Origin of the sequence: Rhodanobacter sp. C03 (assembly GCF_002001175.1) — a bacterium.
GTDB lineage: Bacteria > Pseudomonadota > Gammaproteobacteria > Xanthomonadales > Rhodanobacteraceae > Rhodanobacter.
Window position 1 is genome coordinate 222,578 of sequence record NZ_MUNT01000007.1, and the last position, 25,906, is coordinate 248,483.

22 protein-coding genes and 1 tRNA gene are annotated in these 25,906 nt (G+C 64.0%); 19 read left to right on the top strand and 4 right to left on the bottom strand.

The window, feature by feature from the left end:
- Window positions 1-130 precede the first annotated feature (130 nt).
- The 17 genes from aspS to B0E48_RS13355 all read left to right on the top strand — a co-directional run bounded on the left by aspS (window position 131) and on the right by B0E48_RS13355 (window position 14,711).
- Window positions 131-1,903, top strand: a complete 1,773-nt coding sequence (gene aspS / locus B0E48_RS13275) for an aspartate--tRNA ligase (RefSeq protein ID WP_077518622.1) — start codon at window positions 131-133, stop codon at window positions 1,901-1,903.
- 40 nt (window positions 1,904-1,943) lie between these two features.
- On the top strand, window positions 1,944-2,573 hold the full coding sequence (locus tag B0E48_RS13280) for an alpha/beta hydrolase (protein WP_077518623.1): 630 nt from the start codon (window positions 1,944-1,946) through the stop codon (window positions 2,571-2,573).
- Between the two features lie 105 nt (window positions 2,574-2,678).
- The gene (locus B0E48_RS13285) at window positions 2,679-3,413 is read left to right on the top strand and encodes a YebC/PmpR family DNA-binding transcriptional regulator (protein ID WP_077518624.1); all 735 of its coding nucleotides are present in this window, start codon (window positions 2,679-2,681) and stop codon (window positions 3,411-3,413) included.
- A gap of 34 nt (window positions 3,414-3,447) precedes the next feature.
- Window positions 3,448-3,969, top strand: a complete 522-nt coding sequence (gene ruvC / locus B0E48_RS13290) for a crossover junction endodeoxyribonuclease RuvC (RefSeq protein WP_077518625.1) — start codon at window positions 3,448-3,450, stop codon at window positions 3,967-3,969.
- Window positions 3,966-4,562 carry a Holliday junction branch migration protein RuvA gene (gene ruvA / locus B0E48_RS13295; protein WP_077518690.1) on the top strand — a complete coding sequence of 199 codons (597 nt, stop codon included), beginning with the start codon at window positions 3,966-3,968 and terminating at the stop codon, window positions 4,560-4,562. The genes ruvC and ruvA overlap by 4 nt, the downstream gene beginning before the upstream one ends.
- A gap of 19 nt (window positions 4,563-4,581) precedes the next feature.
- Window positions 4,582-6,468, top strand: a complete 1,887-nt coding sequence (locus B0E48_RS13300) for a potassium transporter Kup (protein ID WP_077518626.1) — start codon at window positions 4,582-4,584, stop codon at window positions 6,466-6,468.
- 112 nt (window positions 6,469-6,580) lie between these two features.
- Window positions 6,581-7,630, top strand: coding sequence for a Holliday junction branch migration DNA helicase RuvB (ruvB, locus tag B0E48_RS13305; protein WP_077518627.1), 1,050 nt, complete (start codon window positions 6,581-6,583; stop codon window positions 7,628-7,630).
- On the top strand, window positions 7,623-8,045 hold the full coding sequence (ybgC, locus tag B0E48_RS13310; RefSeq protein WP_077518628.1) for a tol-pal system-associated acyl-CoA thioesterase: 423 nt from the start codon (window positions 7,623-7,625) through the stop codon (window positions 8,043-8,045). The genes ruvB and ybgC overlap by 8 nt, the downstream gene beginning before the upstream one ends.
- Before the next feature lie 33 nt (window positions 8,046-8,078).
- On the top strand, window positions 8,079-8,765 hold the full coding sequence (tolQ, locus tag B0E48_RS13315) for a protein TolQ (protein ID WP_077518629.1): 687 nt from the start codon (window positions 8,079-8,081) through the stop codon (window positions 8,763-8,765).
- Window positions 8,766-8,779: 14 nt separating this feature from the next.
- Window positions 8,780-9,232: a protein TolR gene (tolR, locus tag B0E48_RS13320; RefSeq protein ID WP_077518630.1), complete on the top strand. Its 453-nt coding sequence runs from the start codon at window positions 8,780-8,782 to the stop codon at window positions 9,230-9,232.
- Window positions 9,219-10,157 (top strand): cell envelope integrity protein TolA, encoded by a 939-nt coding sequence (locus tag B0E48_RS13325; protein ID WP_077518631.1) that lies wholly within the window; start codon window positions 9,219-9,221, stop codon window positions 10,155-10,157. Before tolR ends, B0E48_RS13325 begins: the two co-directional genes overlap by 14 nt.
- Window positions 10,158-10,165: 8 nt before the next feature.
- On the top strand, window positions 10,166-11,482 hold the full coding sequence (tolB, locus tag B0E48_RS13330; RefSeq protein WP_077518632.1) for a Tol-Pal system beta propeller repeat protein TolB: 1,317 nt from the start codon (window positions 10,166-10,168) through the stop codon (window positions 11,480-11,482).
- A gap of 247 nt (window positions 11,483-11,729) precedes the next feature.
- Complete coding sequence (pal, locus tag B0E48_RS13335; protein WP_077518633.1) at window positions 11,730-12,239, top strand: peptidoglycan-associated lipoprotein Pal; 510 nt, start codon at window positions 11,730-11,732, stop codon at window positions 12,237-12,239.
- A 41-nt stretch (window positions 12,240-12,280) separates the two neighbouring features.
- Window positions 12,281-13,078, top strand: a complete 798-nt coding sequence (ybgF, locus tag B0E48_RS13340; protein WP_077518634.1) for a tol-pal system protein YbgF — start codon at window positions 12,281-12,283, stop codon at window positions 13,076-13,078.
- Between the two features lie 31 nt (window positions 13,079-13,109).
- Complete coding sequence (gene queE, locus B0E48_RS13345; RefSeq protein ID WP_168170368.1) at window positions 13,110-13,781, top strand: 7-carboxy-7-deazaguanine synthase QueE; 672 nt, start codon at window positions 13,110-13,112, stop codon at window positions 13,779-13,781.
- Between the two features lie 95 nt (window positions 13,782-13,876).
- Window positions 13,877-14,572 (top strand): 7-cyano-7-deazaguanine synthase QueC, encoded by a 696-nt coding sequence (queC, locus tag B0E48_RS13350; RefSeq protein ID WP_077518692.1) that lies wholly within the window; start codon window positions 13,877-13,879, stop codon window positions 14,570-14,572.
- A gap of 63 nt (window positions 14,573-14,635) precedes the next feature.
- Window positions 14,636-14,711, top strand: a tRNA-Lys gene (locus tag B0E48_RS13355).
- A gap of 52 nt (window positions 14,712-14,763) precedes the next feature.
- On the opposite strand, the gene B0E48_RS13360 is transcribed toward B0E48_RS13355, so the two are convergent.
- From B0E48_RS13360 to B0E48_RS13375, 4 genes are all read right to left on the bottom strand, one after another.
- Window positions 14,764-19,038, bottom strand: a complete 4,275-nt coding sequence (locus B0E48_RS13360) for an MBG domain-containing protein (RefSeq protein WP_168170362.1) — start codon at window positions 19,036-19,038, stop codon at window positions 14,764-14,766.
- A gap of 69 nt (window positions 19,039-19,107) precedes the next feature.
- A complete protein-coding gene (locus B0E48_RS13365; protein WP_077518636.1) occupies window positions 19,108-20,805 on the bottom strand; it encodes a ShlB/FhaC/HecB family hemolysin secretion/activation protein in 1,698 nt (565 codons plus the stop codon).
- Window positions 20,802-22,934 carry a CHAT domain-containing tetratricopeptide repeat protein gene (locus B0E48_RS13370; RefSeq protein WP_217318037.1) on the bottom strand — a complete coding sequence of 711 codons (2,133 nt, stop codon included), beginning with the start codon at window positions 22,932-22,934 and terminating at the stop codon, window positions 20,802-20,804. The genes B0E48_RS13365 and B0E48_RS13370 overlap by 4 nt, the downstream gene beginning before the upstream one ends.
- Before the next feature lie 154 nt (window positions 22,935-23,088).
- Window positions 23,089-24,522, bottom strand: a complete 1,434-nt coding sequence (locus tag B0E48_RS13375; protein WP_168170363.1) for a HAMP domain-containing sensor histidine kinase — start codon at window positions 24,520-24,522, stop codon at window positions 23,089-23,091.
- A 351-nt stretch (window positions 24,523-24,873) separates the two neighbouring features.
- Here B0E48_RS13375 and B0E48_RS17900 point away from each other — a divergent pair, with 351 nt between their 5' ends.
- The gene (locus B0E48_RS17900; RefSeq protein ID WP_217318041.1) at window positions 24,874-25,467 is read left to right on the top strand and encodes an OmpA family protein; all 594 of its coding nucleotides are present in this window, start codon (window positions 24,874-24,876) and stop codon (window positions 25,465-25,467) included.
- Window positions 25,468-25,477: 10 nt separating this feature from the next.
- Window positions 25,478-25,867: a DUF4280 domain-containing protein gene (locus tag B0E48_RS13385; protein WP_077518638.1), complete on the top strand. Its 390-nt coding sequence runs from the start codon at window positions 25,478-25,480 to the stop codon at window positions 25,865-25,867.
- Window positions 25,868-25,906 lie beyond the last annotated feature (39 nt).

Consider the following 25,906-nt stretch of genomic DNA (forward strand, 5'->3'; position numbering starts at 1 on the left):
GGGCATCCAGCCCGCAACTGCTGGCGGGAAACCCGCCAGCAGGCATCGCAGTGGTAATATTCCGGGTCTTTTCCATCTGATTCTTTCATTTGAATCGGCCGCGCTGCGGCCCGCCCGGAGTTTCAAGCGCATGCGCACGCATTACTGCGGTCTCATCGATGAGTCGCTGATCGACCAGACCGTCACCCTGTGCGGCTGGGTCAACAAGATCCGGCTGCAGGCACACGTTGCCTTCGTCGACCTGCGCGACCACGAGGGCCTGGCCCAGGTAGTGATCGATCGCGACAACGCCGCCGCCTTTGCCGTGGCGAACGAGATCGGAAACGAATACTGCCTGCGTGTCACCGGCACGCTGCGCAGGCGCCTTGCGGTCAACGACAAGCTGAAGACCGGTACGGTCGAGCTCGTTGCCGACACCGTGGAGATTCTCAACGCTGCGAAGGACCTGCCGTTCGCGCTGCATGAAAACCCGAACGAGGACATGCGGATGACCTATCGCTACCTCGATCTGCGTCGTCCGGAAATGCAGGCGATGATGCGCAAGCGCATCAAGCTGGTGCAGACCTTGCGCCGCTACCTCGACGAGCGCGGTTTCCAGGACGTCGAGACGCCGATCCTGACCAAGGCCACGCCGGAAGGTGCGCGCGACTACCTGGTGCCCAGCCGCGTGCATCCGGGCCAGTTCTATGCGCTGCCGCAGTCGCCGCAGTTGTTCAAGCAGATCCTGATGATGGCCGGCTTCGATCGCTACTATCAGATCGCGCGCTGCTTCCGTGACGAGGATCTTCGTGCCGATCGCCAGCCGGAATTCACCCAGCTCGACCTGGAGTTCGCCTTCGTCGAGGAACAGGACGTCCAGGATTTCGTGGAGGAACTGATCCGCCACGTGTTCCGCGAAGTGCAGGGCGTCGAACTCGATGCGAGCTTCCCGCGCATGAGCTGGGCCGAGGCGATGCGTCGTTTCGGTTCCGACAAGCCCGACCTGCGCATTGCACTGGAGCTGGTCGATATCGCCGACGCGGTGAAGCATGTCGAGTTCAAGGTGTTCGCCGAGCCGGCCAATGATGCGAACGGTCGCGTTGCCGCGTTGCGTGTACCGGGCGGCAGCACGCTGTCGCGCAAGGACATCGACGTTCTGACCGAATATGTCTCGCGCTACGGCGCGAAGGGTCTGGCCTGGCTGAAGGTCGAGGACCTGGCCAAGGGTCGTGACGGGATCAACTCGCCGGTGGCGAAGTTCCTCGACGATGTGGCACTGGACGGTGTGCTCAAGGCGACCGGCGCGCAGAGCGGCGACATCGTGTTCTTCGGTGCTGGCAGCTGGAAGACCGTCACCGACTTCATGGGTGCGCTGCGGCTGAAGGCCGGCAAGGATCGCGGTCTGGTCGAGGACAGCTGGAAGCCGCTGTGGGTCACCGATTTTCCGATGTTCGAATACGACACGGAAGAACAGCGTTACGTCGCCCTGCACCATCCGTTTACCGCGCCAAGGGTGGACGATATCGGCGACCTGCGTGCGAACGCGGCCACTGCGGTGAGCCGCGGTTACGACATGGTGCTCAACGGCAACGAGATCGGCGGCGGTTCGATCCGTATCCATCGGCCGGAGATGCAGAGCGCGGTGTTCGAGCTGCTCGGCATCGGCGCGGCCGAGGCCGAGGCGAAGTTCGGCTTCCTGCTGAAGGCGCTGAAATTCGGCGCGCCGCCGCATGGCGGCCTCGCGTTCGGCATCGACCGCATCGCCGCCTTGATGGCCGGCACCGAATCGATCCGCGACGTGATCGCGTTCCCCAAGACCACCAGTGCGCAGGATCTGATGACCGACGCACCATCGATGGTGAGCGACGCGCAGCTGAAAGAGCTGCATGTGCGCGTGGCGCCCAGCAAGGAGGCTGCCGGCTGATCCGCCGACAGTTCCCCATGCGACCTTCCGGCGGCATGCCATGAGCGAGCACGTGATCCTGCTGCACGGTCTATGGATGCGCGGTTTCGCGCTGTCCATGTTGCATCGTCGGCTGATCGAGTCTGGCTTTCGCGTGCACCGATTCGATTACCTCAGCGTGGCGGCGACCCAGCAGCGCATCCTCGATCGACTGCAGGCGCGCATGACCGGCCTGGCAGCGGAGGCCGATGCGGTGCATCTGGTCGGTCACAGCCTCGGCGGCCTGCTGGCCTTGCGTGCCTGCCTCGATGGCGAGCTGCCACCCGGCCGCATCGTCTGCCTGGGTTCGCCAGTGAAGGGCAGTGCGGCCGCGCGCGGTTTCGCCGCCTGGGGACGTGGTGGCGAAGTGCTGCTGGGGCACAATCGTGAATTGCTCGAGCAGGGTTTCGAACGCTGGGACGGGCCGCGCGAAGTCGGCATGATCGCTGGCCGCATGCCGCTTGGTCTTGGCGCCATGCTCGGCCGTTTTGCCGGTGAGCACGACGGCACCGTGGCGGTGGAGGAAACCCGGCTGGATGGTTTGACCGCTCACTGCGTAGTCGAAGCAAACCATACCGGCCTGCTGTTTTCCGCCGAGGTGGCTCAGCGCACGGGCCGGTTCCTGCATCAGGGCCGCTTCGAGGCCGCTTGAGCGGCCCAACCCGCGCTCCGCCGCCGCGTGGGGGAATCCCGGCACGCGAGCCGAAATCAGGTAAAATTCGCGGTTCATTCATCTGATCCAAGTGCAGGCATCGTCATGGGTAGAGGCCCGTCCATCGAAGGTCGCAAGAGTGCCGAGGACGCCAAGCGCGCCAAGGTATTCACCAAGCTGATCCGCGAAATCACCGTCGCCACGCGCGCCGGCGTTGCCGATCCGGCGGCCAATTCGCGGCTGCGTTCGGCGGTGGACAAGGCGCTGTCGGCGAACATGACCCGCGATACCATCGATCGAGCGATCAAGCGAGGTTCCGGTGCCGACGGTGGCGCCGACATGCAGGAGCTGCGTTACGAGGGCTACGGCCCGGCCGGCATTGCGCTGATCATCGAAAGTTTCACCGACAACCCGGTGCGCACCGTTGCCGAAGTGCGTCACGCGCTGACCAAGCACGGCGGCAACCTCGGCACCAGCGGCTCGGTAGCGTTCCAGTTCACCCGTTGTGGCGAGTTGGTGTTCATCACCCATGGCGATGCGGCGGCCGAGGAAAAAGTGCTGGAAGCAGCCCTTGAAGCCGGTGCCGATGACGTGGTCAACGAGAACGGCGAGAGTGTCGTGCTGTGCGCGGTGGAGAACTTCGAGGCCGTGCAGCAGGCGTTGGTCGAAGCAGGCCTGAGTGCGCAGCATGGTGGCGTGGTGATGCGTCCGAACAATCGCGTCGCGGTACCCGACGACGCGCTGGAATCGCTGCTCGACCTGCTCGAAAAGCTCGATGCACTGGACGATGTCAGTGACGTGTCGCACAACGCCATGCTGCCCGCCGAGGTCGCCGAATAAGTCGGAGGCCGCGCGCCTTCGCATCGCATCCCAGATGACCCGAATTATAGGTATTGACCCGGGCAGCCAGCGTACCGGCGTGGGCATCATCGATGCGGACGATACGGGCAAGCTCACCCACGTCTTTCACGGAGCCCTGGTGGTGGCCGGCGAGGCCACGTTTCCGTTGCGCCTGAAACGCATCTTTGACGAACTGTGTGACATCATCGCCGCGCATCAGCCGGTCGAGTGCGGGATCGAGCGTGTGTTCATGGCGCGCAATCCCGATTCGGCGTTGAAGTTGGGGCAGGCACGTGGCGCCGCGATCTGCGCGGTGGTCAGTCAGGGGATCGTGGTGCACGAATACGCAGCAACCGAAGTGAAGCAGTCCGTGGTGGGCAGTGGTCGCAGCGACAAGACCCAGGTGCAGCACATGATTCGCGTGCTGCTTGGCCTCAAGGGGCCGCTGCAGGCCGATGCCGCCGACGCGCTGGCGATCGCGGTGACCCATGCGCACACCCGTGCCAGCCTCGCGCGTGTCGGCATTCCGCGCACGGCATGGAGACGGCGCCGATGATCGGCCGTCTGCGCGGCATCCTGATTTCCAAGCAACCACCTTCTTTGCTGATCGAAGTCGCTGGTGTCGGCTATGAAGTCGAAGCGCCGATGTCGACGATCTACGACCTGCCGGGCATCGGCAAGGAAGTGATCCTGCTCACCCATCATGCGGTGAAGGAAGATAGCGTGACGCTGTACGGCTTCCTGCACGAGGCCGAACGGGCGCTGTTCCGCAGCCTGCTGAAGGTCAGCGGGATCGGCGCGAAGATCGCGCTGGCGGTGTTGTCCGGTGTTGCCACCGATCACTTTGCGCGACTGGTGCATGCCGGCGATGTGGTCGCATTGACCAAGATCCCCGGTATCGGCAAGAAGACCGCCGAACGCATCGTGGTGGAGTTGCGCGATCGGCTGGACGGACTGTCGAGCCTGCCTGGCGCGTCCATCCAGAGTGCCGGTGCGCCGCTCGATGCGGCCGGCGAGGCTACCGTGGCGCTGCAACAGCTGGGTTACAAACCGGCTGAAGTCACCCGGCTGGTACAGAAGGTTGCCGCCGAGGGCGACAACGCCGAAGCCATCATCCGCAAGGCGCTGCGCGCCGCGCTCGGAGGTTGAATTCGTGAGTCAGGAAACCATGCACGGAACGAACGAGTCGGAAACCAAGCGGCGCCTGGCGGCGCTCGCGCTGGGCGCGATCGGTGTGGTCTATGGCGATATCGGCACCAGTCCGCTGTACACCTTGCAGACCACGCTCAGTCACGACGGCATGAAGCCGACGCCCGAAAGCATCTATGGCGTGCTCTCGCTGATTTTCTGGGCGCAGATCGTGGTGGTGTCGCTGAAGTACGTGGTATTCATCATGCGCGCCGACAACAAGGGCGAGGGTGGCATCATGGCGCTGATGGCGCTGGCGCAGCGCAGCGTGCGCGAGCAGCCGAAACTGCGCTGGGTGCTGGCCATCCTCGGCATCTTCGGCGCCTCGCTGTTCTACGGCGACGGGGTGATCACGCCGGCGATTTCCGTGCTGTCGGCAGTGGAAGGCGTGAAGGTGGCTGCGCCTGGCATGGCGCATTGGGTGGTGCCGGTGACGGCCGTGATCCTGTTTTTCCTGTTTGCGATGCAGCGTCACGGTACGGCTCGCGTGGGCAACGTGTTCGGACCGGTGATGGTGGTCTGGTTCATCGTGATCGCGCTGCTGGGCGTGCATCTGATTGCGAAAAATCCACAGGTGTTGTGGGCGATCAATCCGGTCCACGGCGTGCGCTTCTTCTTCTCGCACGGGATGCAGGCGTTCATCGCGCTCGGCGGCGTGGTGCTGGCGCTGACCGGTGCGGAGGCGCTGTATGCCGACATGGGTCATTTCGGCAAGCGGCCGATCCGCCTGGCCTGGTTCAGCTTCGTGCTGCCGGCCTTGGTGCTCAATTATTTCGGCCAGGGCGCCCTGCTGCTCGCCCACCCCGAGGCAATCGACAACCCGTTCTTCAAGATGGTGCCGCAGGCTCTGCTGTATCCGATGATCGGCCTGGCCTGTATCGCCACCGTGATCGCCTCGCAGGCGGTGATTTCCGGCGCATTCTCGATGACCCGCGAGGCGATGTCGCTGGGTTACTCGATGCGCATGCAGGTAGTGCACACCTCGCGTGAAATGTCCGGACAGATCTTCGTGCCCTGGGTCAACAGCTTCCTGCTGGTGATGGTGCTGGTGGCGGTGTTCGGTTTCCGCAGCTCCGACAGCTTGAGCGCGGCCTACGGCATTGCGGTGACCGGCACCATGACGATCACCACGCTGCTGGCCCTGGTAGTGGCGCGCCATCAGTGGGGCTGGAACCGTTTCGCAGTGATCGCAGCCGGTGTGCTGCTGCTGACGATCGACCTGTCTTTCCTCGGTGCGAACCTGATCAAGGTCGAGTACGGCGGCTGGTTCCCGCTGGTGCTGGGCCTGGGTGTGTTCGTGCTGATGACCACCTGGCGCCGCGGCCGTGAACTGGTGGTGCGCGAGATCAAGCAGGGCGGTCTGGCACTGGCGCCGTTCGTCGCGAATATCACGGAGCATCCGCCGCTGCGGGTGCCTGGCACGGCGGTGTTTCTCACTGCGAACCAGAATTCGGTGCCGCACGCGCTGCTGCACAATCTCAAGCACAACAAGGTGCTGCATGAGCGCAACGTGCTGCTGACGGTGGACATGCTGGAGACGCCGGTGGCGGATACCGATGAGCGCATCCACATCACGGCCATGGGCAACGAGTTCTACAAGTTGGAGCTGCGCTTCGGTTTCGCCGAGGATCCGAACATTCCGCAGGCACTGTCGCTGTGTTCGCGCACCGGGCTGCCATTCGACCTGATGGATACCACCTTCTTCCTGTCGCGCGAAAATATCGTCGCCGACAAGGGGCGTCCCGGCATGGTGCTGTGGCGCGACAAGCTGTTCGTATTCATGGCGCGCAATGCCGTGCCCGCCACGGCGTTCTTCCAGATTCCGGGCAACCGATTGATCGAGCTTGGCGCGCAGGTGGAGATCTGAGCTGTGATGTAGGAACGCAACCTGTGCGCGATGCTGTTTCTTCTATTGGTAAGAACCATCGCGCATAGGGTGCGCTCCTACATGTCTGGCGCCGGCCTGTCATAATGCAGGCATGACCGACCACCGCATCATCACCGCTGCCGCACAGCTCGACGACGAGGCGCTGGAAGCCACGATCCGTCCGAAGCGGCTGGCCGAATACCTGGGTCAGCAGGCGGTGCGCGAGCAGCTGTCGATCTACATCGAGGCGGCCCGCAAGCGCGGCGGTGCGCTCGATCACGTGCTGATCTTCGGGCCGCCCGGGCTGGGCAAGACCACACTCAGCCATGTCATTGCCAACGAGCTGGGCGTCAATGTGCGCTCCACCTCCGGTCCGGTGCTGGAGCGTGCGGGCGACCTCGCGGCACTGCTGACCAACCTCGAGGCGAACGACGTGCTGTTCGTCGACGAGATCCATCGCCTGTCGCCGGTGGTCGAGGAGGTGCTGTATCCGGCGATGGAGGACTTCCAGATCGACATCATGATCGGCGAGGGTCCGGCCGCACGCTCGATCAAGCTGGACCTGCCGCCGTTCACGCTGATTGGCGCGACCACACGCGCCGGCATGCTCACCGCACCGTTGCGCGACCGCTTCGGTATCGTGCAACGGCTGGAGTTCTACACCACCGAGGAGCTCACCGCGATCGTACGCCGTGCCGCGCGCATCCTCGGCATCGTCTGTGCGCCGGAAGGCGCGCAGGAAATCGCCCGCCGCTCGCGCGGCACACCGCGCATCGCCAACCGCCTGCTGCGCCGTGTGCGCGATTACGCCGAAGTGCGTGCCGATGGCGAGATATCACTGGCTGTGGCGAAGGCCGCGCTGGACATGTTGAAGATCGATCCGGAAGGCTTCGACGAACTGGATCGGCGCATGCTCAGCCTGATCATCGAGAACTTCGACGGTGGTCCGGTCGGGGTGGAATCGCTGGCAGCAGCACTGAGCGAGGATCGCGGCACGCTGGAAGATGTGGTCGAACCGTACCTGATCCAGCAGGGTTATCTGATACGCACCGCCCGTGGCCGCATGGTCAGCGCCAAAGGCTGGCGCCATCTGGGGCTGACCCCGCCGCCGCGCCAGATACAGCCGGTGGACCTGTTCAATGCCGGGAACGGCGATGGCTGAGTCATTGCAGAAGCCGCCTTTCAGTTGGCCGGTGCGGGTGTACTGGGAAGACACCGACGCCGGCGGCGTGGTCTATCACGCCGGCTACCTGCGCTTCATGGAGCGTGCCCGCAGCGAGTGGATGCGCACGCTCGGCGTCGACCAGATGGCGTTCAAGCAGGCCACCGGACTGGCCTTCATGGTGCGCGACATGCAGATCGACTTTCTCAAGCCAGCCCTGCTGGATGATGAACTGTCGGTAACGGTCGAAGTCAAAGAACGACGCGCAGCCAGTATCCTGTTCACCCAGACAATCACCCGGGCGACGGACGGCAGCTGCCTGATCCGCGCGCAAGTGCGCGTAGCCTGCGTGGATATCCCGCGCATGCGTGCGGCACCGATTCCGACCGATCTGATTCCAGAACTTGCCCCCTGACAACCAAGCCGACTGGCGGAGTACCTTCAAGCAATGAACGGTGGACTGAACATTTTTTCGCTGATCGCGGATTCGAGCCTGCCAGTGCAACTGGTGCTGCTGGTGCTGCTGGTGTTCTCGTTTCTGTCGTGGGTGATCATCATCCGCAAGTACACGCAGACCAAGGCGGCGATGGAAGACGCCGAGGCGTTCGAGGAGCGCTTCTGGTCCGGTGGCGACCTGGCCCAGTTGTTCCGCGAGGTCAGCAACCGCGGTGCCGAGAACGGCGGTATCGAGAACATCTTCGAGTCGGGCTTCCGCGAATTCGCCCGCCAGCGCCAGCGCAAGACGCATGACGTGCGCAGCGTGATGGAGAGTTCCGAGCGCGCGATGCAGGTCGCCGGCACCCGCGAGATCGGCCGGCTCGAGCGCAATCTGGAGTTCCTCGCCAACGTCGGTTCGATCAGCCCGTACGTGGGCCTGTTCGGCACGGTGTGGGGCATCATGGGCGCGTTCCAGGGCCTGGGCGAGATGAAGGACGTGACCATCGCGGTGGTCGCACCGCACATTTCCGAGGCGTTGATCGCCACCGCGATGGGCCTGTTCGCGGCGATTCCGGCGCAGTGGGCGTACAACCGCTACGCCACCAAGGTCGAGCGCATCGCCTCGCGCTATGACGTGTTCCAGGAAGAGTTCTCCTCGGTGCTGCAGCGGCAGATCCAGACCGACGACGTGGCCTGAGCGGAGCAGCAGTCATGGCAACCCTCCGGCGCCAGAAGCGCTACAAGCTGAAATCCGAAATCAACGTCGTGCCGTATATCGACGTGATGCTGGTGCTGCTGATCATCTTCATGGTCACCACGCCGATGATGAACTCCAGCGTCGACGTACAGTTGCCGCAGGCCAATGCCAAGTCGCTGCAGCAGAAGAAGGACCCGGTACTGGTCTCGGTGCTGCAGGACGGCCAGCTCTATCTGACCCTGAGTGGCGCCAAGAAGGAGCTCGTCGACGAAGACGCGCTCAAACTCAAGGTAGGCGCCTTCGTGCGCGAGAACCCCGAGGTCAGCGTGCTGGTTGGCGGCGACGAGCGTGGCGCCTATGGCGGCGTGTTCAAGGTGCTGGCCGATCTGCAGCAGGCGGGTGTCGCCAAGGTGGGCTTGATGGGTCAACCCGAGCAGGGCAAGAGCACGTCCAATGGACGAAAGTAAGGGCACGCCGAAGGCGGTCGTATTTTCCGCCATCCTGCACATCGGCATCGTGGGGTTCCTGTTCCTCGCGATCCTGCCGTGTTCGAGCTACGAGAATGTCTTCAACGCCCTGGGCCTGCCGGCCTGGATGAATCCGATCACCTGTTCCAAACCGCTGGAGCTGCAGGGCCAGATCATCGAGGCGACCCTGATCGGCACGACTGGCAGTCCGCCGCCCAAGGCCGTCAAGACCAAGCCGATCCCCGATACCGTGCCGCCACCGCCGACGGTGCCGCCACCGACGCCGCAAGTCGAGGCGCCGCAGGTGAAGACCTTGCCACCGCCGCCCGAGCATCCGGACGTCAAGGATCAGGAGCGCGTGGTCGAAGACGCGGCGGAGCAGGCCGAGGCGAAGCAACTGCAGGAAGAGAAGCAGCGCCAGCGTCAGGCCGAGCTGGATGCGCAGGCTGCCAAGCAGAAAGAGGAAAAGCAGAAGCAGCTCGACGCGTTGTTCGCCAAGATGGACGCGGCGGCACAACAGACGAACAAGCTCGACAACAAGGCCAAGCAGGCCAAGCAGCAGATGGATGACCTGAAGAATGCCCAGGACGACGCCCAGGCCGATCTGCCGGATGCTGCCCAGCGTCAGACCGGCAACAACAGTCCGAACAGCAGCCTGGCCGACCTGTATGCCGCGGCCATTCAGAATGCGGTCACGCCGAACTGGCTGCGTCCGGATAACATGCCGAGTGTTGCGTGCCAGGTTCATATCGTGCAATCACCTGGTGGCGACGTGTTGAGTGCCACGGTGGATTCCAGTTGTCCTTACGACGATGCCGGCCGACGTTCGGTCGAAAATGCGGTGCTGCGCACCAAGACCTTGCCGTACAAGGGTTTTGAAAGTGTGTTCCAGCGCAACCTTACCTTCACCTTCAGGCCGCAGTGATCAAGCCCATGCGCAAATTCAGCTCAAGCTTCGCCGTCATCCTGCTCGCTCTGGCGACGTGGTTTGGTGGCCCGGTAACCGCCCAGTCGCTCAATGTCGACATCGTCGGAGGTGTCAAGACCGCCACTCCGATCGCGGTCATACCGTTCGCCCAGGCCGGCGGCGCGCCGCTGTCGACCGATATCGCCGACGTGATGCGCAACGATTTCAACCGCTCCGGCAAGTTCCGCTCGCTGGCCAAGAGCGACATCGTGGAATTCCCGTCGCAGGGTTCGGACATCAAGTTCGCCACCTGGCGCCTGCTCAAGCAGGACTACATCTTGGTCGGCCGCGTCAAGGATGCCGGCGGCGGCATGTTGCGAGTCGAGTACGAGCTGTGGGATGTCAACAAGCAGCAGAGTCTGCTGGCCCAGGCGTTCCCTTCAGTTCCGGCCGGCGACCTGCGCGGCATTGCGCACCAGATCGCCGACCAGGTCTACGAGAAGATCACCGGTGTGCGCGGCGCCTTCTGGACCCGAATCGCTTATATCACCGCGGTCGGCCTAGGCAACAACACCACGTATTCGCTGATCGTGGCCGATTCGGATGGCTTCAACCCGCAGGTGGTGGCTCGTTCGAAGGAGTCGCTGCTGTCGCCGGCATGGTCGCCGGACGGCCGCAAGATCGCCTATGTGTCGTTCGAGAGCGGCAACTCGAACATCTATATCCAGGACATCACCACCGGCTCGCGCCAGCTGGTCTCGTCGCACAAGGGCATCAACGGTGCGCCGGCCTTTTCGCCGGACGGCCGCAAGCTGGCGCTGGCGTTGTCCTATGTAGGCAACCCGGAAATCTACGTGCTGGATCTGGCCAGTCGTCAGGAAACCCGACTGACCAACAATCTGGCGATCGACACCGAGCCGACCTGGGCGCCGGATGGTCAGAGTATCTTTTTCACTTCCGATCGTTCCGGCCGGCCACAGATCTACCAGGTTCCGGCTGGCGGCGGCGGTGCGGACCGGATCAGTTTCCAGGGTCAGAACAACGCCAAGGCCTCGGTGAGCTACGACGGCAAGCAGATCGCGATGGTGCAGGGCAACGGGAACGTGTATCGTATTGTAATTCTGGATCGTAGCTTGGGTGGGCAGGTACGCTTCATCTCGCCTGGGCCGATCGACGACGCCGTCAGCTTTGCGCCCAACGCAAGCATGCTGCTGTACGCCGCCACCGAGGGCAGTCGTGGAGTTCTGTATTCAGTATCCAACGACGGGATGGTCCGGCAGCGGCTCGCACTTGCCGACGGCAATGTGCAGGAGCCAGCTTGGGGTCCGTACCGGCAACGCTGATTTTCCGTGCTGCTTCGCACCATGTGTGGCAGCATGAAAGCCCAAGGAGTGGGCCCGAACAGCGCTCTGGCGCATGTCGGTTTCAGGTTGTGACGCTTCGCCGCGCCATGGCCAGTCAGGTCGGTTGTGCACTGTCATGCACAATCGACCTTTCACATGTCAAAATAACAGCCGGTTAACCGGCGTCGTTGTCCCGTAACCCAGATCGTCATCGTTAGTCGGAACTCAACTCGTAAGGAACGTCACCATGAATAAGACCGTTCGCGTCGCCCTGGTCGCCCTGCTCTGCGTAGGCGCGGCCGCCTGCTCCAAGAAGCAGGAAGTCAAGCCGCAGGCTCAGCCTCCGGAACAGGTTGCCCAGACTGAAACCAACCAGTCCAGTGGCAAGTACACCCCGGCCGATCTCGATACCGATGCCTGCCTGCGTCAGCGCGTCGTGTACTTCGATTTCGACAAGACCGAAATCAAGCCGGAGTTCCAGCAGATCATGGCGTGCCACGCCAAGTACCTGCAGGATCGCCCGATGTCGCACATCCGTCTCGAAGGCAACACCGACGAGCGCGGCACGCGTGAGTACAACCTTGGCCTCGGCGAGCGTCGTGGCAATGCTGTCTCCAGCGCGCTGCAGTCGGCCGGTGGTTCGTCCAGCCAGCTCGAAGTGATCAGCTACGGCAAAGAGAAGCCGGTGTGCCGTGAGCACAACGAGGATTGCTGGAGCAAGAACCGTCGCGTCGAGATCGTCTACACGGCGCAGTAAGGATGAGGCAACTGGCTAACAGCTTTGCAGCCAGGATCGGCATGGCGGGCGCAATCGCGTCCGCCATGCTGTTCGCGTTGCCGGTGTGCGCGCAGAGTTCGCGGCTGAGTCTGGCCGATCGCGTCGCAGCGCTGGAACAGCAGGCACAGAACAAGGACCAGTCCGGTATCGGCATGGTCAACCAGATGCAGCAACTGCAGGCACAGGTGCAGCAGTTGCAGGGGCAGATCGAGGAACTACAGCACAAGCAGCAGGAACTCGAAGACAAGAACAAGGCCCAGTACACCGATCTCGATGCCCGTCTGGGCCGTCTTGAGAACGGGGGCGCTGGTGGTGCGGCCGGTGGCAATCCGCAAGCCCAGGGCGATACACCGCCAGCCGCTAGCGCAGTTCCCGCTGCAGGCAATGCCACTCAACAACAGCCCGCAGTGGCAGGCAGCGCCGATCCGGCGGCCGCCCAGGGCGCTTACGACGTGGCCTTCAAGGCTATCCGTGCCGGCGACTATGTGCAGGCATCGCGCGAATTCCGCAGCTTCATCAAGCAATACCCGAATCACCCGCTCACGCCCAATGCCTGGTACTGGCTGGGTGAGTCGTACTACGTCACCACCAATTATCCGGTGGCGCTGCAGTCCTTCCAGCAACTGCTCAGCCAGTTTCCGCAAAGCGACAAGGCACCCGATGCCATGCTCAAGGTTGGCTACAGCCAGCTTGAGTTGAAGCAGAACGCGGCCGCCAAGGCGACGCTGACCCAAGTAGCCACCAAGTACCCGGGCTCCAAGGCTGCCAGCCTGGCCAAGGAACGCCTGCAACGCATCCAGTTGCAGTCGGCCAACTGAGGTCATTGTGGTGAACGGCAATAGCGCAAGCGTGGACGCTTCCACGCCTGCCTCGGCAGTCAGCGAACGGCTGCGCATCACCGAGATCTTCCACTCGATCCAGGGCGAGGCCGATGCGATCGGCTGGCGCACGGTGTTCGTGCGGCTGACCGGCTGCCCGCTGCGCTGCGTCTGGTGCGATACCGAGTATTCGTTCTACGGCGGCAACTGGCACGCGATCGACGACATCCTGGCCGAAGTGGCCTCGCATGGCGTGAGGTATGTCTGCGTGACCGGCGGCGAGCCGCTGGCGCAGAAGCGCTGCCTGATCCTGCTGCAGAAACTGTGCGACGCCGGTTACGAAGTATCGCTGGAAACTTCCGGTGCGCTCGACGTCTCCGCGGTCGATCCGCGCGTGCGCAAGGTGATGGACCTGAAGGCTCCCGATTCGGGCGAGAGCAAGCGCAACCTGTGGTCGAACCTCGATCATCTGCTGCCGCACGACCAGATCAAGATCGTGATCGCCAGTCGCGCCGACTACGAATGGTCACGCGCGATGCTGGACGAGCATGCGCTGGCCGAGCGCTGCATGGTGCTGTTCTCGCCAGTGCACGGCGCGGTGCAGCCGCGCGAGTTGGCCGAGTGGATTATCGCCGACAAGTTGCCGGTGCGTTTTCAGATGCAGTTGCACAAGCTGCTGTGGAACGATGCAGCAGGTCATTGACCGGCTGCTGAAGCGGACCACGATTTATGCGCGCCGGCCTGTGTTGCCGGTGGCGTTTGCGGCCGGTGACCAGTCACTTCTGTGTGGAATACATCATGTCTCAAAATTCATTGCGCAAGGCTGTCGTGCTGGTTTCTGGCGGTATGGATTCGGCGGTCACCATCGCGCTGGCGCGCGAGCAGGGCTATCAGGTGCACGCGCTCAGCGTGGCCTATGGTCAGCGCCACAACTCGGAACTGGCCGCGTCCGATCGTGTGTCGAAGATGCTTGGCGCGGTCGAGCACAAGACCGTCAGCATCGACCTGCGCAGCATAGGCGGTTCGGCACTCACTGCCGATATCGACGTGCCGCTGGACGACAGTGCACACGACGGCGACGGCCATATCCCGGTGACCTATGTGCCGGCGCGTAACACCATCATGTTGTCGATCGCGCTGGGCTGGGCCGAGGTGCTCGGTTCCAGCGACATCTGGTGCGGCGTCAATGCGGTCGATTACTCCGGTTATCCGGATTGCCGCCCTGCCTTCATCGAGTCGTTCGAGGCGCTGGCGAATGTCGCCACCAAGGCTGGCGTCGAGGGCGCCGGCATTCGTGTCCATGCGCCGCTGATGCGCATGAGCAAGGCCGATATCGCGCGCGAAGGCCAGCGCCTGGGTGTGGACTTCTCGGCCACGGTCAGCTGCTACAAGGCCGACGACGCCGGTCGCGCCTGCGGCCATTGCGATGCCTGCCGGTTGCGCGCACAGGGTTTCCGCGAGGCTGGTCTGGCCGACCCCACGCATTACGTCTGAGCATCGTTGCTTGTGCGGTTGCCGCCCAGCCCGTAAAATTGTCCGCTTGAGTTTTGCAATGATGGGTCGTTAGCTCAGTTGGTAGAGCAGTAGACTTTTAATCTATTGGTCCCGGGTTCGAATCCCGGACGACCCACCAGTTTCGAAGCCTGCATGGTCACCGACCCTGCAGGCTTTTGTTTGCGCGAAGCTCAGAAGTCGCCGCAGCTGTTCTTCTGCTTCGACGATATGCAGTTCGCCAAGTTCGGCCGCGAACGTACCCGCGACCACTCGCGTGCCAGCGTGTCGCCTTCCTGCTCGCGGCTGCCGGCCGCGAGGTCAGGTGCCGGGCACAGTCCGACGATGCCGAAGTTGCTGTCGTAGACGTAGGTGACCGGCATCTCGCGAACCACGTCGAGCGTGTAGGTGTCCAGTTGCGGCGCGATGGTCAAGGCGGTCGCATTGCCGTTGGCCTGCACGAACACGTAATTGGTGGCATTGAGGCCACTGCCGAAGATGCCATAACTGCCCACGGGCGAGTCGGTACCGGCCGGGCTCTGGAAACCGAGCGTGCCAGTGGTGGCGCTGGCCTGGGTATCGTCGAGCTTGAAGCCGGTGACGCTGCCGCCCAGGGTGCCGTTCGGTGTGCCGATGAGCCGCTGCAGCGGATTGGCCACATAGGTCAGCGTGGCCGGATTGATGGTGAATGCCGTGGCATTGCCGGCCGCCTGCACGAACACGTAATTGGTGGCGCTGAGGCCGCTTCCGTCGATTGCATAAATGCCCACGTTGGAGGCTTGCGTGGCCGCTGTGGTGAAGGCAAGCGTGCCGGTGGTGGCGCTGGCTTGCGTGTCGGTCAGACGGAAGCCGGTGAGCATGCCTGAGAACGTGCCGTTCGGATCGCCGTAAATACGGCTGTACGGATTGGCGATATAGGTGAGCGTGGCCGGGGTAATCGCCAACGCACCCGGAATGACATTGACCAGATAGCCTGCCGGCGAGGTGAAGTTGCCATTGATGGCATAGCTGCCGACATTGCTGGCCTGGGTGGCCGTAGTCAGGGGCGAGCCGGCAATGGCATTCGTTGCCTGATCGCCAAGTATCAATCCATTGATGCTGTAGCTGATCGCTGCATTGGGCAAGCCGTATTCACGCGTGCTGTTCGCAAAGTTCACCGTGGCCACCGGCTGTGTCACGTAGATGAACTGATTTGCGGTGGTGGATAGTGTGAGCGCGCAGGGTGCGCCGAAGGTGCAGCCGTAGAGATTCGGCAGCGTGCCATTGCCGGCCACGCCACCACGAGTCTCGCCTACCCAGGTGTTGCCCCATACGTGCCAGTCGCCGGTCGCGGTGATCGTGTCGCCGCCGGCGTTATCGAAGATGCCGGCGCTGACGAGGTCGACGTTGCTGCCGCTGACGTTTGCATTGAGGATCATGTTGCCGGTGAGCGCACGCACCAGCACGTCGTTGCCGCTGACGCCGGATCCGCTCAGCGCGGTCGGCGTATTGGCGGCGGCACCGAAACCGGTGGCGGCGACATTGCCGATGCCGACGGTGCCGGCGTTGACGAAGGTGAAGTCGCCGTTCGCCGAGCCGGCCAGCGTGGCCGACGAGACGTTGTTGCCGGCGTTGTCGAGGTTCACCAGGCCGGCGCTGGATTGCGCGAGCAGGGATGCCGCGGTGACCGCTGCGGCCTGGGTAATGTCGCCCGCACTGATCAGCGCCAGCGTATTCGTGCCGAGGTTGAGTGCGCCGTTGACCGCGATGCCGCCGCCGGCACCGCTGTAGAGCGTGAGATTATGGGTGTAGGTGATCGGTGCGGAAACGGTGATCGCACCGGCCTGAATGTCGCTGCCCAACACCAGGTCATGCGCGGTGATGTTGCCGATTTCCGTCGCGCTCAGGGCGAATCCGGTCGCACCACCCAGGGCGATCGCATCGTCCGGATTTTCGGTCAGCGCGCCATTGGCGTCGACCCCGCCCGGGCGCAGGTCGATCGTGCCTGTGCTGGCCAGCGTGCCGTCCAATACCAGCGCGTCGGTCGTGCCATCGTTATGCGCGCGCACAACGACGTTGCCACTGCCGCTGTCGATGGTCGGCGACGCGAGTATGGTGCCGTCTCCTTGCGTGCTGACCAGGCTGACGCCGGCGCCACTGCCGGCCGACGTGCCGCTCAGATAGATATTCCCGCTGCCACTGCTCACCGTGGTCAGGCTGTCGAGTACCAGTCCATCGTTGAATGCGGGAGTGCTGACATAGCCGCCGTTCACTGCGCCGTAGCCGCGCAGATCGATCGTGCCGGTCGTGCTTTGCAGCGTGTAATTGACGGCCGACAAGCCATCAAGACTGCCGAACTGGTAGCTGCCGCTGCTGCCGATGCCGGTGATCGCGAGGCTGCCGCTGGTGGTGGTGATCAGGCTGGCGGCGCCCTGGGTGCTGGCGAACAGCGAGACACCGCTGCCGCCGCCGGTGCCCATGCCGAAGATGTCGATATTGCCGGTGGAACTGTGCAGATCGGTCTGGGTCAACGAGACCCCGGTCCCCCCGCCATAGTAGCCGGCGAGGCCGCGCAGGCTGATCGTACCGCCCGCGTTCGCATCGCTACCCGCAATACGCGTGTCCAGCGTGCTCTGCTGCAGTGAAATGCCGGTGATGAAGGATTGGGCGAATCCATTGACGGGATCGTCCTGCCCGAACATGGCGATGCTGCCGCCGTTGGTCAGCAGATTCGCGGTGTTGAACGAAATGTCGCCGTTGTTGGTGCTGCCGTTGTTGGCATCGCTGTCGAACACCAGATTCAACGCACCGACCGTGGACTGGATAGTGAATGGGCCGTTGCCGGAGATATTGGTATTGGCGTCGAGGCGGAAGGTCAAGGGTGCGGTGCCCACGTTGCGCAGGATGTCCACGCCGCCGTTGATGGTGATATTGCCGTTGGTCGTGCTGCCACTGGTGCCGGTGGTGATGGTGACGTTGGAGCCGCCGTTCAACGCATCGTTGATGTCACCGTCCTGGATCGTCGAGGTGGTCAGCGGTACGAAAGGAGGATTGACCGGCAACGTGCCGACAGCGCTGCCGTGAACGATGGACACGTCGTACGGATCGATCAGCCAGGTGCCGGCTGCGCCGTTGGCGGCACCGGCGCTGACCTGGATGCCACGCAGGTCGAGCCCGCTGCCGGATGTCTCGATCAGGCCACCGTTGCCACTGGTGGAGCCGCCGCGCGCGCTGAAACTGCCGTAGGCGTAAAGCCCATTGGCACCCTCGGCGATGATGGATCCGCCATTGCCATTGGTCACGGCATTGGCGTTCAGCGTCGAGAGATTGTCGATCTCGGCGACGTTGCGTGCGTTCAGGCTGATCGTGCCGCCGCTGGAGCCGGAAGCGTCCAGCACAGAGGGGATCGAACCCACCTCGGTCGTTTCCGAGAGGATGCCGACGTTGTAACCATCGACCTCCACGCTGCCGCCACCGGCACCGTTCCCGCTCACATCCAGGGTTCCACCCTGCACCAGTACCTGATCGCTGGTGCCGTTATCGGAGCCGCTGGTCAGCACAATCTTCCCTGCGCGGGACTGCAGCGAATGTGCCTGTATCACGCCATTGTTGACCACCGATGCAAACGACACGACACCATCGTTTGTGCCGCCGGACGCCTGCGCCAGGATCTGGCCGCCGTCGGCGCTCAAGTTCGCGCCGGCGTTGTTCTGTGCGTATATGCCGTTGCCATTGGTCGCGCCGACATTGATCGTGAGCTGGGTCAGTCCGTCGCCACCGATGTCCAGGGTGATCTGGCTGCCTGCCCCGAGCGCGATCGTGCCTTGTGGCGCATTGATCGATGCGGCGTTGATGCCGTCGCCGTTCTGCACACGGCCACCGAGCAGGGCCACCGTGCCGTAGATCGGCACCGTGATCGTCCCCTCATTGTCGACATTGCCTTGCTGAACTACGCCCGCGGTGCCGAACACGAACGAATTGCTCGTTACGCCTGCATTGAAGGCGTTGTCGCTGATGGCCAGGGTGGAGGCCACCAGGCCGCCCACGTTCACCTGGGCGCCGCTGCCGAACAGTATGCCGGCCGGATTGACCAGGAAGACGCTGCCGTTCGACGCGTTCATCGCGCCCAGGATGTTCGATGCTGTCGGGTTGTCGCCGGCGAAGCCGACTACCCGGTTCAGGGTGACACTGCCCGCGACCTGCTGATTGAAGTTGACCGTATTCTGCGCACCGATGGAGAACGAGCCCCAATTGATGATCGCTCCCTTGGTGGTCTGGGTGATGGTGGTGCTCTGGGTCAGCGGGATCGAAGTGTTCTGGGCTGGGTTGTACGAAATGCTCGCGCTACCACTTGTCACGGTCCCGACACGCGGCAGTTCACCAAGCGCCACTTGCGCCAGCGCGGGCGAGGCGATCGGCGCGAGAACCAGCGCAATCGCAAGCGCCAGTGGGCGGCAGGCTGGGAGGTAAGCGGGCTTGAATGCACTCATGGCAGATCTCCGATCGCGACGCCGATGCGCCGCCGTTCGCGTGATGGCGCGCAGGCGCGCCATCGGGTGTCAGAAGAATTTCTGGAACTGCAGAAACACCCGCGGTCGCTTGTTGCCATCGCTGGTCACGGCCGGTCGCGTGTCGCTCCAGCCGAGAGTCAGGTCGAGCGAGAAATTGCCCGGCTTCGCCCAGTTCAGGCCCAGGCCGGGACCGCGCAGGCTGCGGACCGGGCGGCCACCGGGTGGCGTGTACGAGCGATCGAGCCAGCCGCGCGAGGCGTCGTAGAACGCATAGGGCGTGATGTCCGCGCTCAGCGCATAGCGGTATTCGAGGTTGGCGATGATGCCCTGATTCACCAGCACCTCGCCCTGCGGATAGGCACGCACGGCATCGTGGCCGCCGAGCGATAGCTGCTCGGACGCGTCCAGGTTGCCGCTGCTCAACTGGCCGCCGATGCCGAGGAACAGCGTCTGCTTCGGCGCCAGCGCCTGCAACCGGGAGAACTGGAAGGTGAGCTTGGTGAAGCTGCCTTCGGTGTGGCTGCCGTAGATGCTCTGGTCGTAGGCGCGCGCGGCCGGGTCGCGGATGTGCAGGTCGCCCACATACAGCACGCCGTTGCTGCTGAAATAACCGCCGCCACCGAAGTCGTCGCGACGTTCCCACGCCCAGCCAAGTCCCACGCCGTGCACCTGCTTGTGCGAGCTGTAATCCACGGCGTGCAGATTGTCGGTGAGTAGCTTCTGGTCCACGGAAAGCCGAAGGAACAGGTTCTGGTCGCGTTGGCGGATGACCGGGAAGGTCATCGATGCATCGTCGATCAGTGCGGTGCCATACGCGTCCAATGGCTGGAAGGCGCCGCCGAGGGTGTAGTCGACGCGGGCGACGCCGGCGCCGACACGGATGCCGTCGTTGCCGAGCGGCGCCTCGTAGGACAGTCGTCCGAACGTGGTGCCGCCATGTTCCGAGAACAGCGCACGCGCATCCAGGTTGTCGCCGATGCCGAACGGGCTGTTCCAGCGCAGCGAACCGCCCAAGCGCCATATGCCGGACTCGCGTGTGCCGTAGTCGTCGATGCCCACCGAGGCGGTCACCGGATGGGCACGGCTGATCTTCACATCGAGGTCGGTGGTGCCAGGCGCAACGCCCGAGCTGAGCGAGGACTGCGCCTTGATGCCGGGTATATCCGACAGCAGCAGCATGGTGCGCTCGTAGACCTTGCCGTTGAGCGGCTGCCCTGGCACCAGTGGCGCCAGCATCGCGCGGATGCGTGCTTCCTTGATCGGTGCGGTCGGATCCACCTCGACCTTCATCTCGCCGAGGCGGCCCTCGATCACGCTGATCTCGACCACGCCGTCCTTCACTTCCTGCACCGGTACCAGCGCGGTGGCGAAGATGAAACCGGCCTTGTGATAGAGCATCGTGACCCGCTTCGCCAATTCGTCCAGATCAGCCAGCGTCACCGGCTTGCCGATATGTTCGGCAGCCAGTGCGTCGAGCTGTGTCGCGGGGAACACGCTGGCGCCGTTGAACACCACCCGGCGCAGCACGAAGCTGGCTTGTGGCGCAGTCACCGGCGGCGGCGCGGGTACGTTCTGCGGTTGCGGCAACGGTGCTGCCTGCTGGTTGTCGGCGGGAATCTGTGGCGTGGCCTGTGACTGCAGACCCTGACTGGTGGTCTGGGCAAACGCGGGCAAAGCCAATAGTCCCAACACGATCGCCAACGACAAACGTCGCGGCGGCAGCGCAATCCTCGCGAGGCATGTCATGGCTTGGCTCCCACGGTGAGGCGCCAGTCACCGATGACATCGAACGGCGCCCAGAAGAACGGATGATCCATGCCCTTGGTATGCAGCACGGCCAGTTGCGCGCGCTGCATGGCCACCTGCACGTCGCTGCCCTTGGCCAGTTCGCCGTACAACGTGGACATCAGCAGCTTGGTGGCGTCGTCGGAGACCGGCCACAGCGAGACGATCAGGCCGGAACTGCCGGCGGACAGGAACGAGCGGGTGAAGCCGAGCACCTCGTCGCCATCGGCGACGCGACCCAGTCCCGACTCGCAGGCCGACAACGTCACCAGCGAGACCTTGTCGAGATTCAGTCCGAGCACTTCGTGTGCTTCGAGGAAATCGACCTTGCCGTTTTCATTGGCAAGCAGGATGCGCGAGTACAGCGGATCGATGGTATCGGCTTGCGCATGCGCGGCGACGTGGATCAGCGAGGTCTTGCCGGCGCTGGCCTCGAAGCGGCTCTTGGTCGCCTGGTCGTGCAGGAACAGTTGCGTGCCCGGGAATGCGGCCGCGAGCGCCTTCACCTCGGCCTCGGAACCGGGCAGTGCGTATTGCGGCGCCACGTCCGGATTGCCGAACGCGGTCAGCGAACCGTTCATCACGGTGCCGCGCCGGATCAGCTGCATCGCGATGCTGATCGATGGCGTCACCGAGATCGGGTGTTGCTCGATCAGGTAATGGCCGTCCACGCGCAAGGCTTGAAACGGCAGATAGTGCAGCGGCCCGTGTGGCACCACGATCAGGCGAGCATTCAGCGGCAGGTTCAACGGCTTGATCAGCAGTTCACCGAGTTGTTCGGCGGCCCCTACCGCGCTGCGTCGGCCCGCGATGATCGACTGGCGGAACGCATCGACCAGCCGGATCAGGTCCTTGTGTGGAATCGGATAGCTCTGCTCACGCAGGCCGTCGTCGCCGACCACCCAGACCAGCAGGCGGTCGGGCAGCGAATGGAACTCGACCACCCGTTCGTCGGCATGCAGCTGTTTCTGCAACTCGGCCACCGGAATGGTGGACGCCACGCCCGGGGCGAGTTTGGCGCGGTCGCGCACCTCGTCCAGCAACGCGCGCGAGCGGCTACGCTCGGACAGGTCGAACGCTGTCGCGCTGTCGCCCATTTGCGAGTACAGATCGATTGCTTGCGCGAAGACGCTCTGCACATCGGAGAACAGGCCGATCTTGAATTCCTCGCTGCGGAATTGCGCGCGGACCTGATCCAGCCCGTCCAGCGCCTGGGTCCAGGTCGCCGCCGCCTGTGCCTTGTCGCCCATCGCCAGCTGGCTGCGCGCGATGCCGTCCTCGGCCCAGAAGCGCTGGTAGCCGCCGTCGTCGCCGCTGGCCGAGTGTTCCAGTTCGCGATAAAGCACCAGCGCGTCGGCCGGCTTCTTCTCGGCCAGCAGCAGCTTGGCCTCGGTACGTTTCAGTTCGGTCGACAGCAGCGTGTCGGTCGCGGCGATCTTCAAGCTGCCCAGTTCGGTACGCGCACTGGCCAGGTCGCCTGATCCAATCAGCGCGTTGACCAGCGACAGCTGCACCAGTGGACGGTAATGATCCGAACTGCCCGGTAGCGCCAGCCGGTATTCGGCGATCGCGCCGTTGTAGTCGCCCTGGCGCGCGGCCGCATCGCCGAGCACCTTGTGTGCGGGGCCGACGATCTGGGTCGGATCCTTCACGGTCTGCTTGAGTGCGGCGTTGGCGAAGGCGACCGCCTTGTCGTAGTCGCCGCCGTAACCGTAGACGATCGCCAGGTCGCGGTAGGCGCGCGCCAGCAGTTCGCTGTCCTTGCTTTGCTGGGCGAGATACAGCGCCTGGCTCGCCGCGCGCACGCTTTGGCGCAACTCGCCCTTTTCGGAAAGCGCAACCGCCAGGCTGCAATATTGATAGCCGTCCATCTTCAGCGGACTGGCGCCATACAGCAGGGCGCCATCGGCGCTCAGCGCCAGCGCGGTATCGGCATCGTCCATGCGCGCCTGCGCGTTGAGCGCGGTCGAAGTATCGATGGCGGCCGCATCGTGACTGCGCAGGGCCGGCAGATCCTGGGCGGCGAGGTTGCCGGCAAGAATCGTGATGATCGCGGTGGCTAGCCGGATCAGGATGAGCTGTGCGCGCACGTGGTGTCCCTCCCAACTTGCGAGTCGGCCACGTGATGCGGCGGGCTCCTGACGTTTCGGCAGTCTAGGCAGCCACGACAGCGCGGCCTATTCCCAGTAGGGCATAGCTCATTCGGATGACAGCTGCCTTTGCTGGCTGCGGCAGCGATGGCGCTCAGCGCATGAGCGGCAGCGCGCGACGGGCGTCGGCGCTGCCATGACGCTCGATCGCCATCATGTCGGGCAGTTCGAACCAGAAGGTGCTCCCGCGCCCGGGTTCCGAACGCAGACCGATCTGCGTGCCCAGCACTTGCGCCAGGCGCGCCGCGATCGCGAGTCCCAGCCCATAGCCGTCGCGGCGATCGCCGTCGCCATGCAACTGCACGAATTCCTCGAAGATGCGCTGCTGATGGATCGCCGCGATGCCCACGCCGTTGTCGCGCACCTCGATGCGCACGCCATGGCGCCGCCAGCGCGCGGCGACCAGTACGCGCCCATGCGCGCCGCTGCATGCGATCGCGTTGCTGACCAGTTGTCGCAACAGGGCCGCAGTCAGTTCGACATCGCCGTGCAGGTGATGGTGACTCACGCGCCAGATCAGGCTGACGTTGTGCTGCCGTGCATCGTCGAGCTGCCAACTGCGATCATGCAGAAACAGATCAGCCACGCCGAACGGGGCCGACGCGACTTCCACCACGCCGGCATCCAGTTGCGATATTTCAAGCAGAGCGTCAAGCAGTTTGGTCATCACGCCGATGCTGGTGTGCATCTGTGCCAGCAGCGCCTGCTGCTCTGCGTCGATGCCCGGATGCAGGCTGGCGGTGATCAGCTGCATCGCCTGCAAGGGCTGCCGGAAGTGGTGGCCGACCAGCGCCATGAACTGCGTCTTGCTGCGCGAAGCCGCCTGGCTCTGGCGCAACTGATCCAGTGCGTCGATCGCGGTGGCACGCTGGATTGATGTCCGGTCGAGCCGGTTCGCTGCCAGTAGTGCGGCCAGCGCGCTGGTACTCGTCTGCAGCCGGGCAAATTCCCGGTGGGCTTCATCTGTCTGGGCGATGCTGTTGGCGCCGCTGAGCAAGTCGTCCAGCGCACGTTGCATCCGCTGCAACGGCTGCAGCACGCGATAGCGCATGCTGTGCATGGCGAGCAGGGTCAGCAACACGATGCCGAAGCTGTTGAGGGCGCCGTACAGCCATACCAGTCGCTGCGCGTGCCAGCGCGCCTGCGGATCGACGTGCAGGGTCAGTGTTCGGTGCCGGCCGTCGCCGACGGGTGACTCGCGCCGGTAGTCTTCCAGTGGCGCCGCGGTCGGTGCGCCGCTGTGCAACTGCACGCCATCGGTTTGCTGCAGGTCGATGCGCTGCAAGCGGTCGGCTTCGCCCATGCGCAACGCATCATCGAGCAGGCGCTGCGTTGCATGGCCGGCATCGCGATCCAGCGCGGTGGAGAGCTGCTCCAGGTGCAGCGCGATACGCATGTGCGCCATGTCGTCCATGTCGCGCAGCTGGCGGATCGTGAGCGTCGCGGTCAGCGCGAGTGCGGCAAGCGCGCACGGCAGCACCCCGTCGGCGAGCAGACGTGGCAGCAAGGCAGTCGGTCGGCGCAGCATGACCTTAGCGTTGCCGTGTGGCCGGTGCCGCGGGGGCACCAGGGGCATTCCGGCCGGGACAGGTGGCCACGGAGTGATGTTGTCGTTGCATGGGAGTCATGGCAAAGGTCGATATCGGGTCGATTCGTAGTGCGATGCACAATCTCCTTATGCCTTGTGCGCAGCGGCTTCCATGGCCGCGACACATGCACTCTAGAAAATTCGAGTAGCCGATTCGATACGCAGTTCGGCATAGCAACATGCGGCATAGAGCGAATTGCATATCGAAAAAATGCGGTGCCCTGCACACACTGCGGGATATCGAATACCAGCCACCGCTGCGCCCTCGTGCGCGAAGACCGGAGAGTTCCCATGAACGCCATTCGTCCGCTGTCCTGCCTCGCCGCCGCCCTGCTGCTGGTCGCCACCTGCGCCGTGGCACAGGATGCCGGCTCGGCACCGCCGTCCTCGAATGCTTCGGATACGCCGTCGGTGAAGTCGATCGTCGATCAGCTGAAGGTCAAGGACGATGACTCGGTCAACACCGGCGCCACCCGCTCGCTGCGCCTTGGTGGCGCGGAAGCTGCCGGCAAGGTGGCTGATGAGCCGGTGGCCCCGCCACCGCCGGCCTCGATCTCGATGCAGATCCAGTTCGCGTTCAACTCCGACCGCATCGAAGGCGCCTCCGCCACCACCATGAGCAATCTGGCCACCGCGTTGGGTTCGGACGAACTGAAGGGGCGCACGTTCCAGGTCATCGGTCATACCGATGGCGTGGGCTCAGCGGGTTACAACATGCATCTGTCGCAGATGCGCGCCGCCTCGGTGAAGCGTTTCCTCACCGAACATGGTGTGGCTGCCGACCGGCTCAGCGCCAGCGGCAAGGGCGCCAGCGAATTGCTCAACAAGGCCGATCCGACCGCGGCCGAGAATCGTCGCGTCGAAATCGTCGCCAGCGGCGGCTGAGGACACGCTCATGCCGATGCATGTGGTCAACGGCGCCACCCTGATGTGCAGTTTCGGTGTGGCGCCATCGAGCCTGGTGGTGCTGCCGGTGAACAGGATGCTCTCCGGTAATCAGCCGGCGGCGACGATCATGGATCACATCCCGATGACCAACATCATGCCGTTCGGCATGTGCATGTCACCGAGCAATCCACAGGTGGCCGCCGCGACCACGGCTGCGCTGGGGGTGCTGACGCCGCAACCGTGCATCCCTGCCACCACGTCGCCGTGGGTTGCTGGAACGCCGACGGTGCTGCTGGGCAACCAGCCTTGTCTGGACAACACGCATACCTGCATGTGCATGTGGGGCGGCGTGGTGACGGTCAGCGTGCCGGGCCAGATGACGGAACAGATTCCCTGAGTACGCTGCCGCAGACCGGAATGCTCCAGCGCATCGATC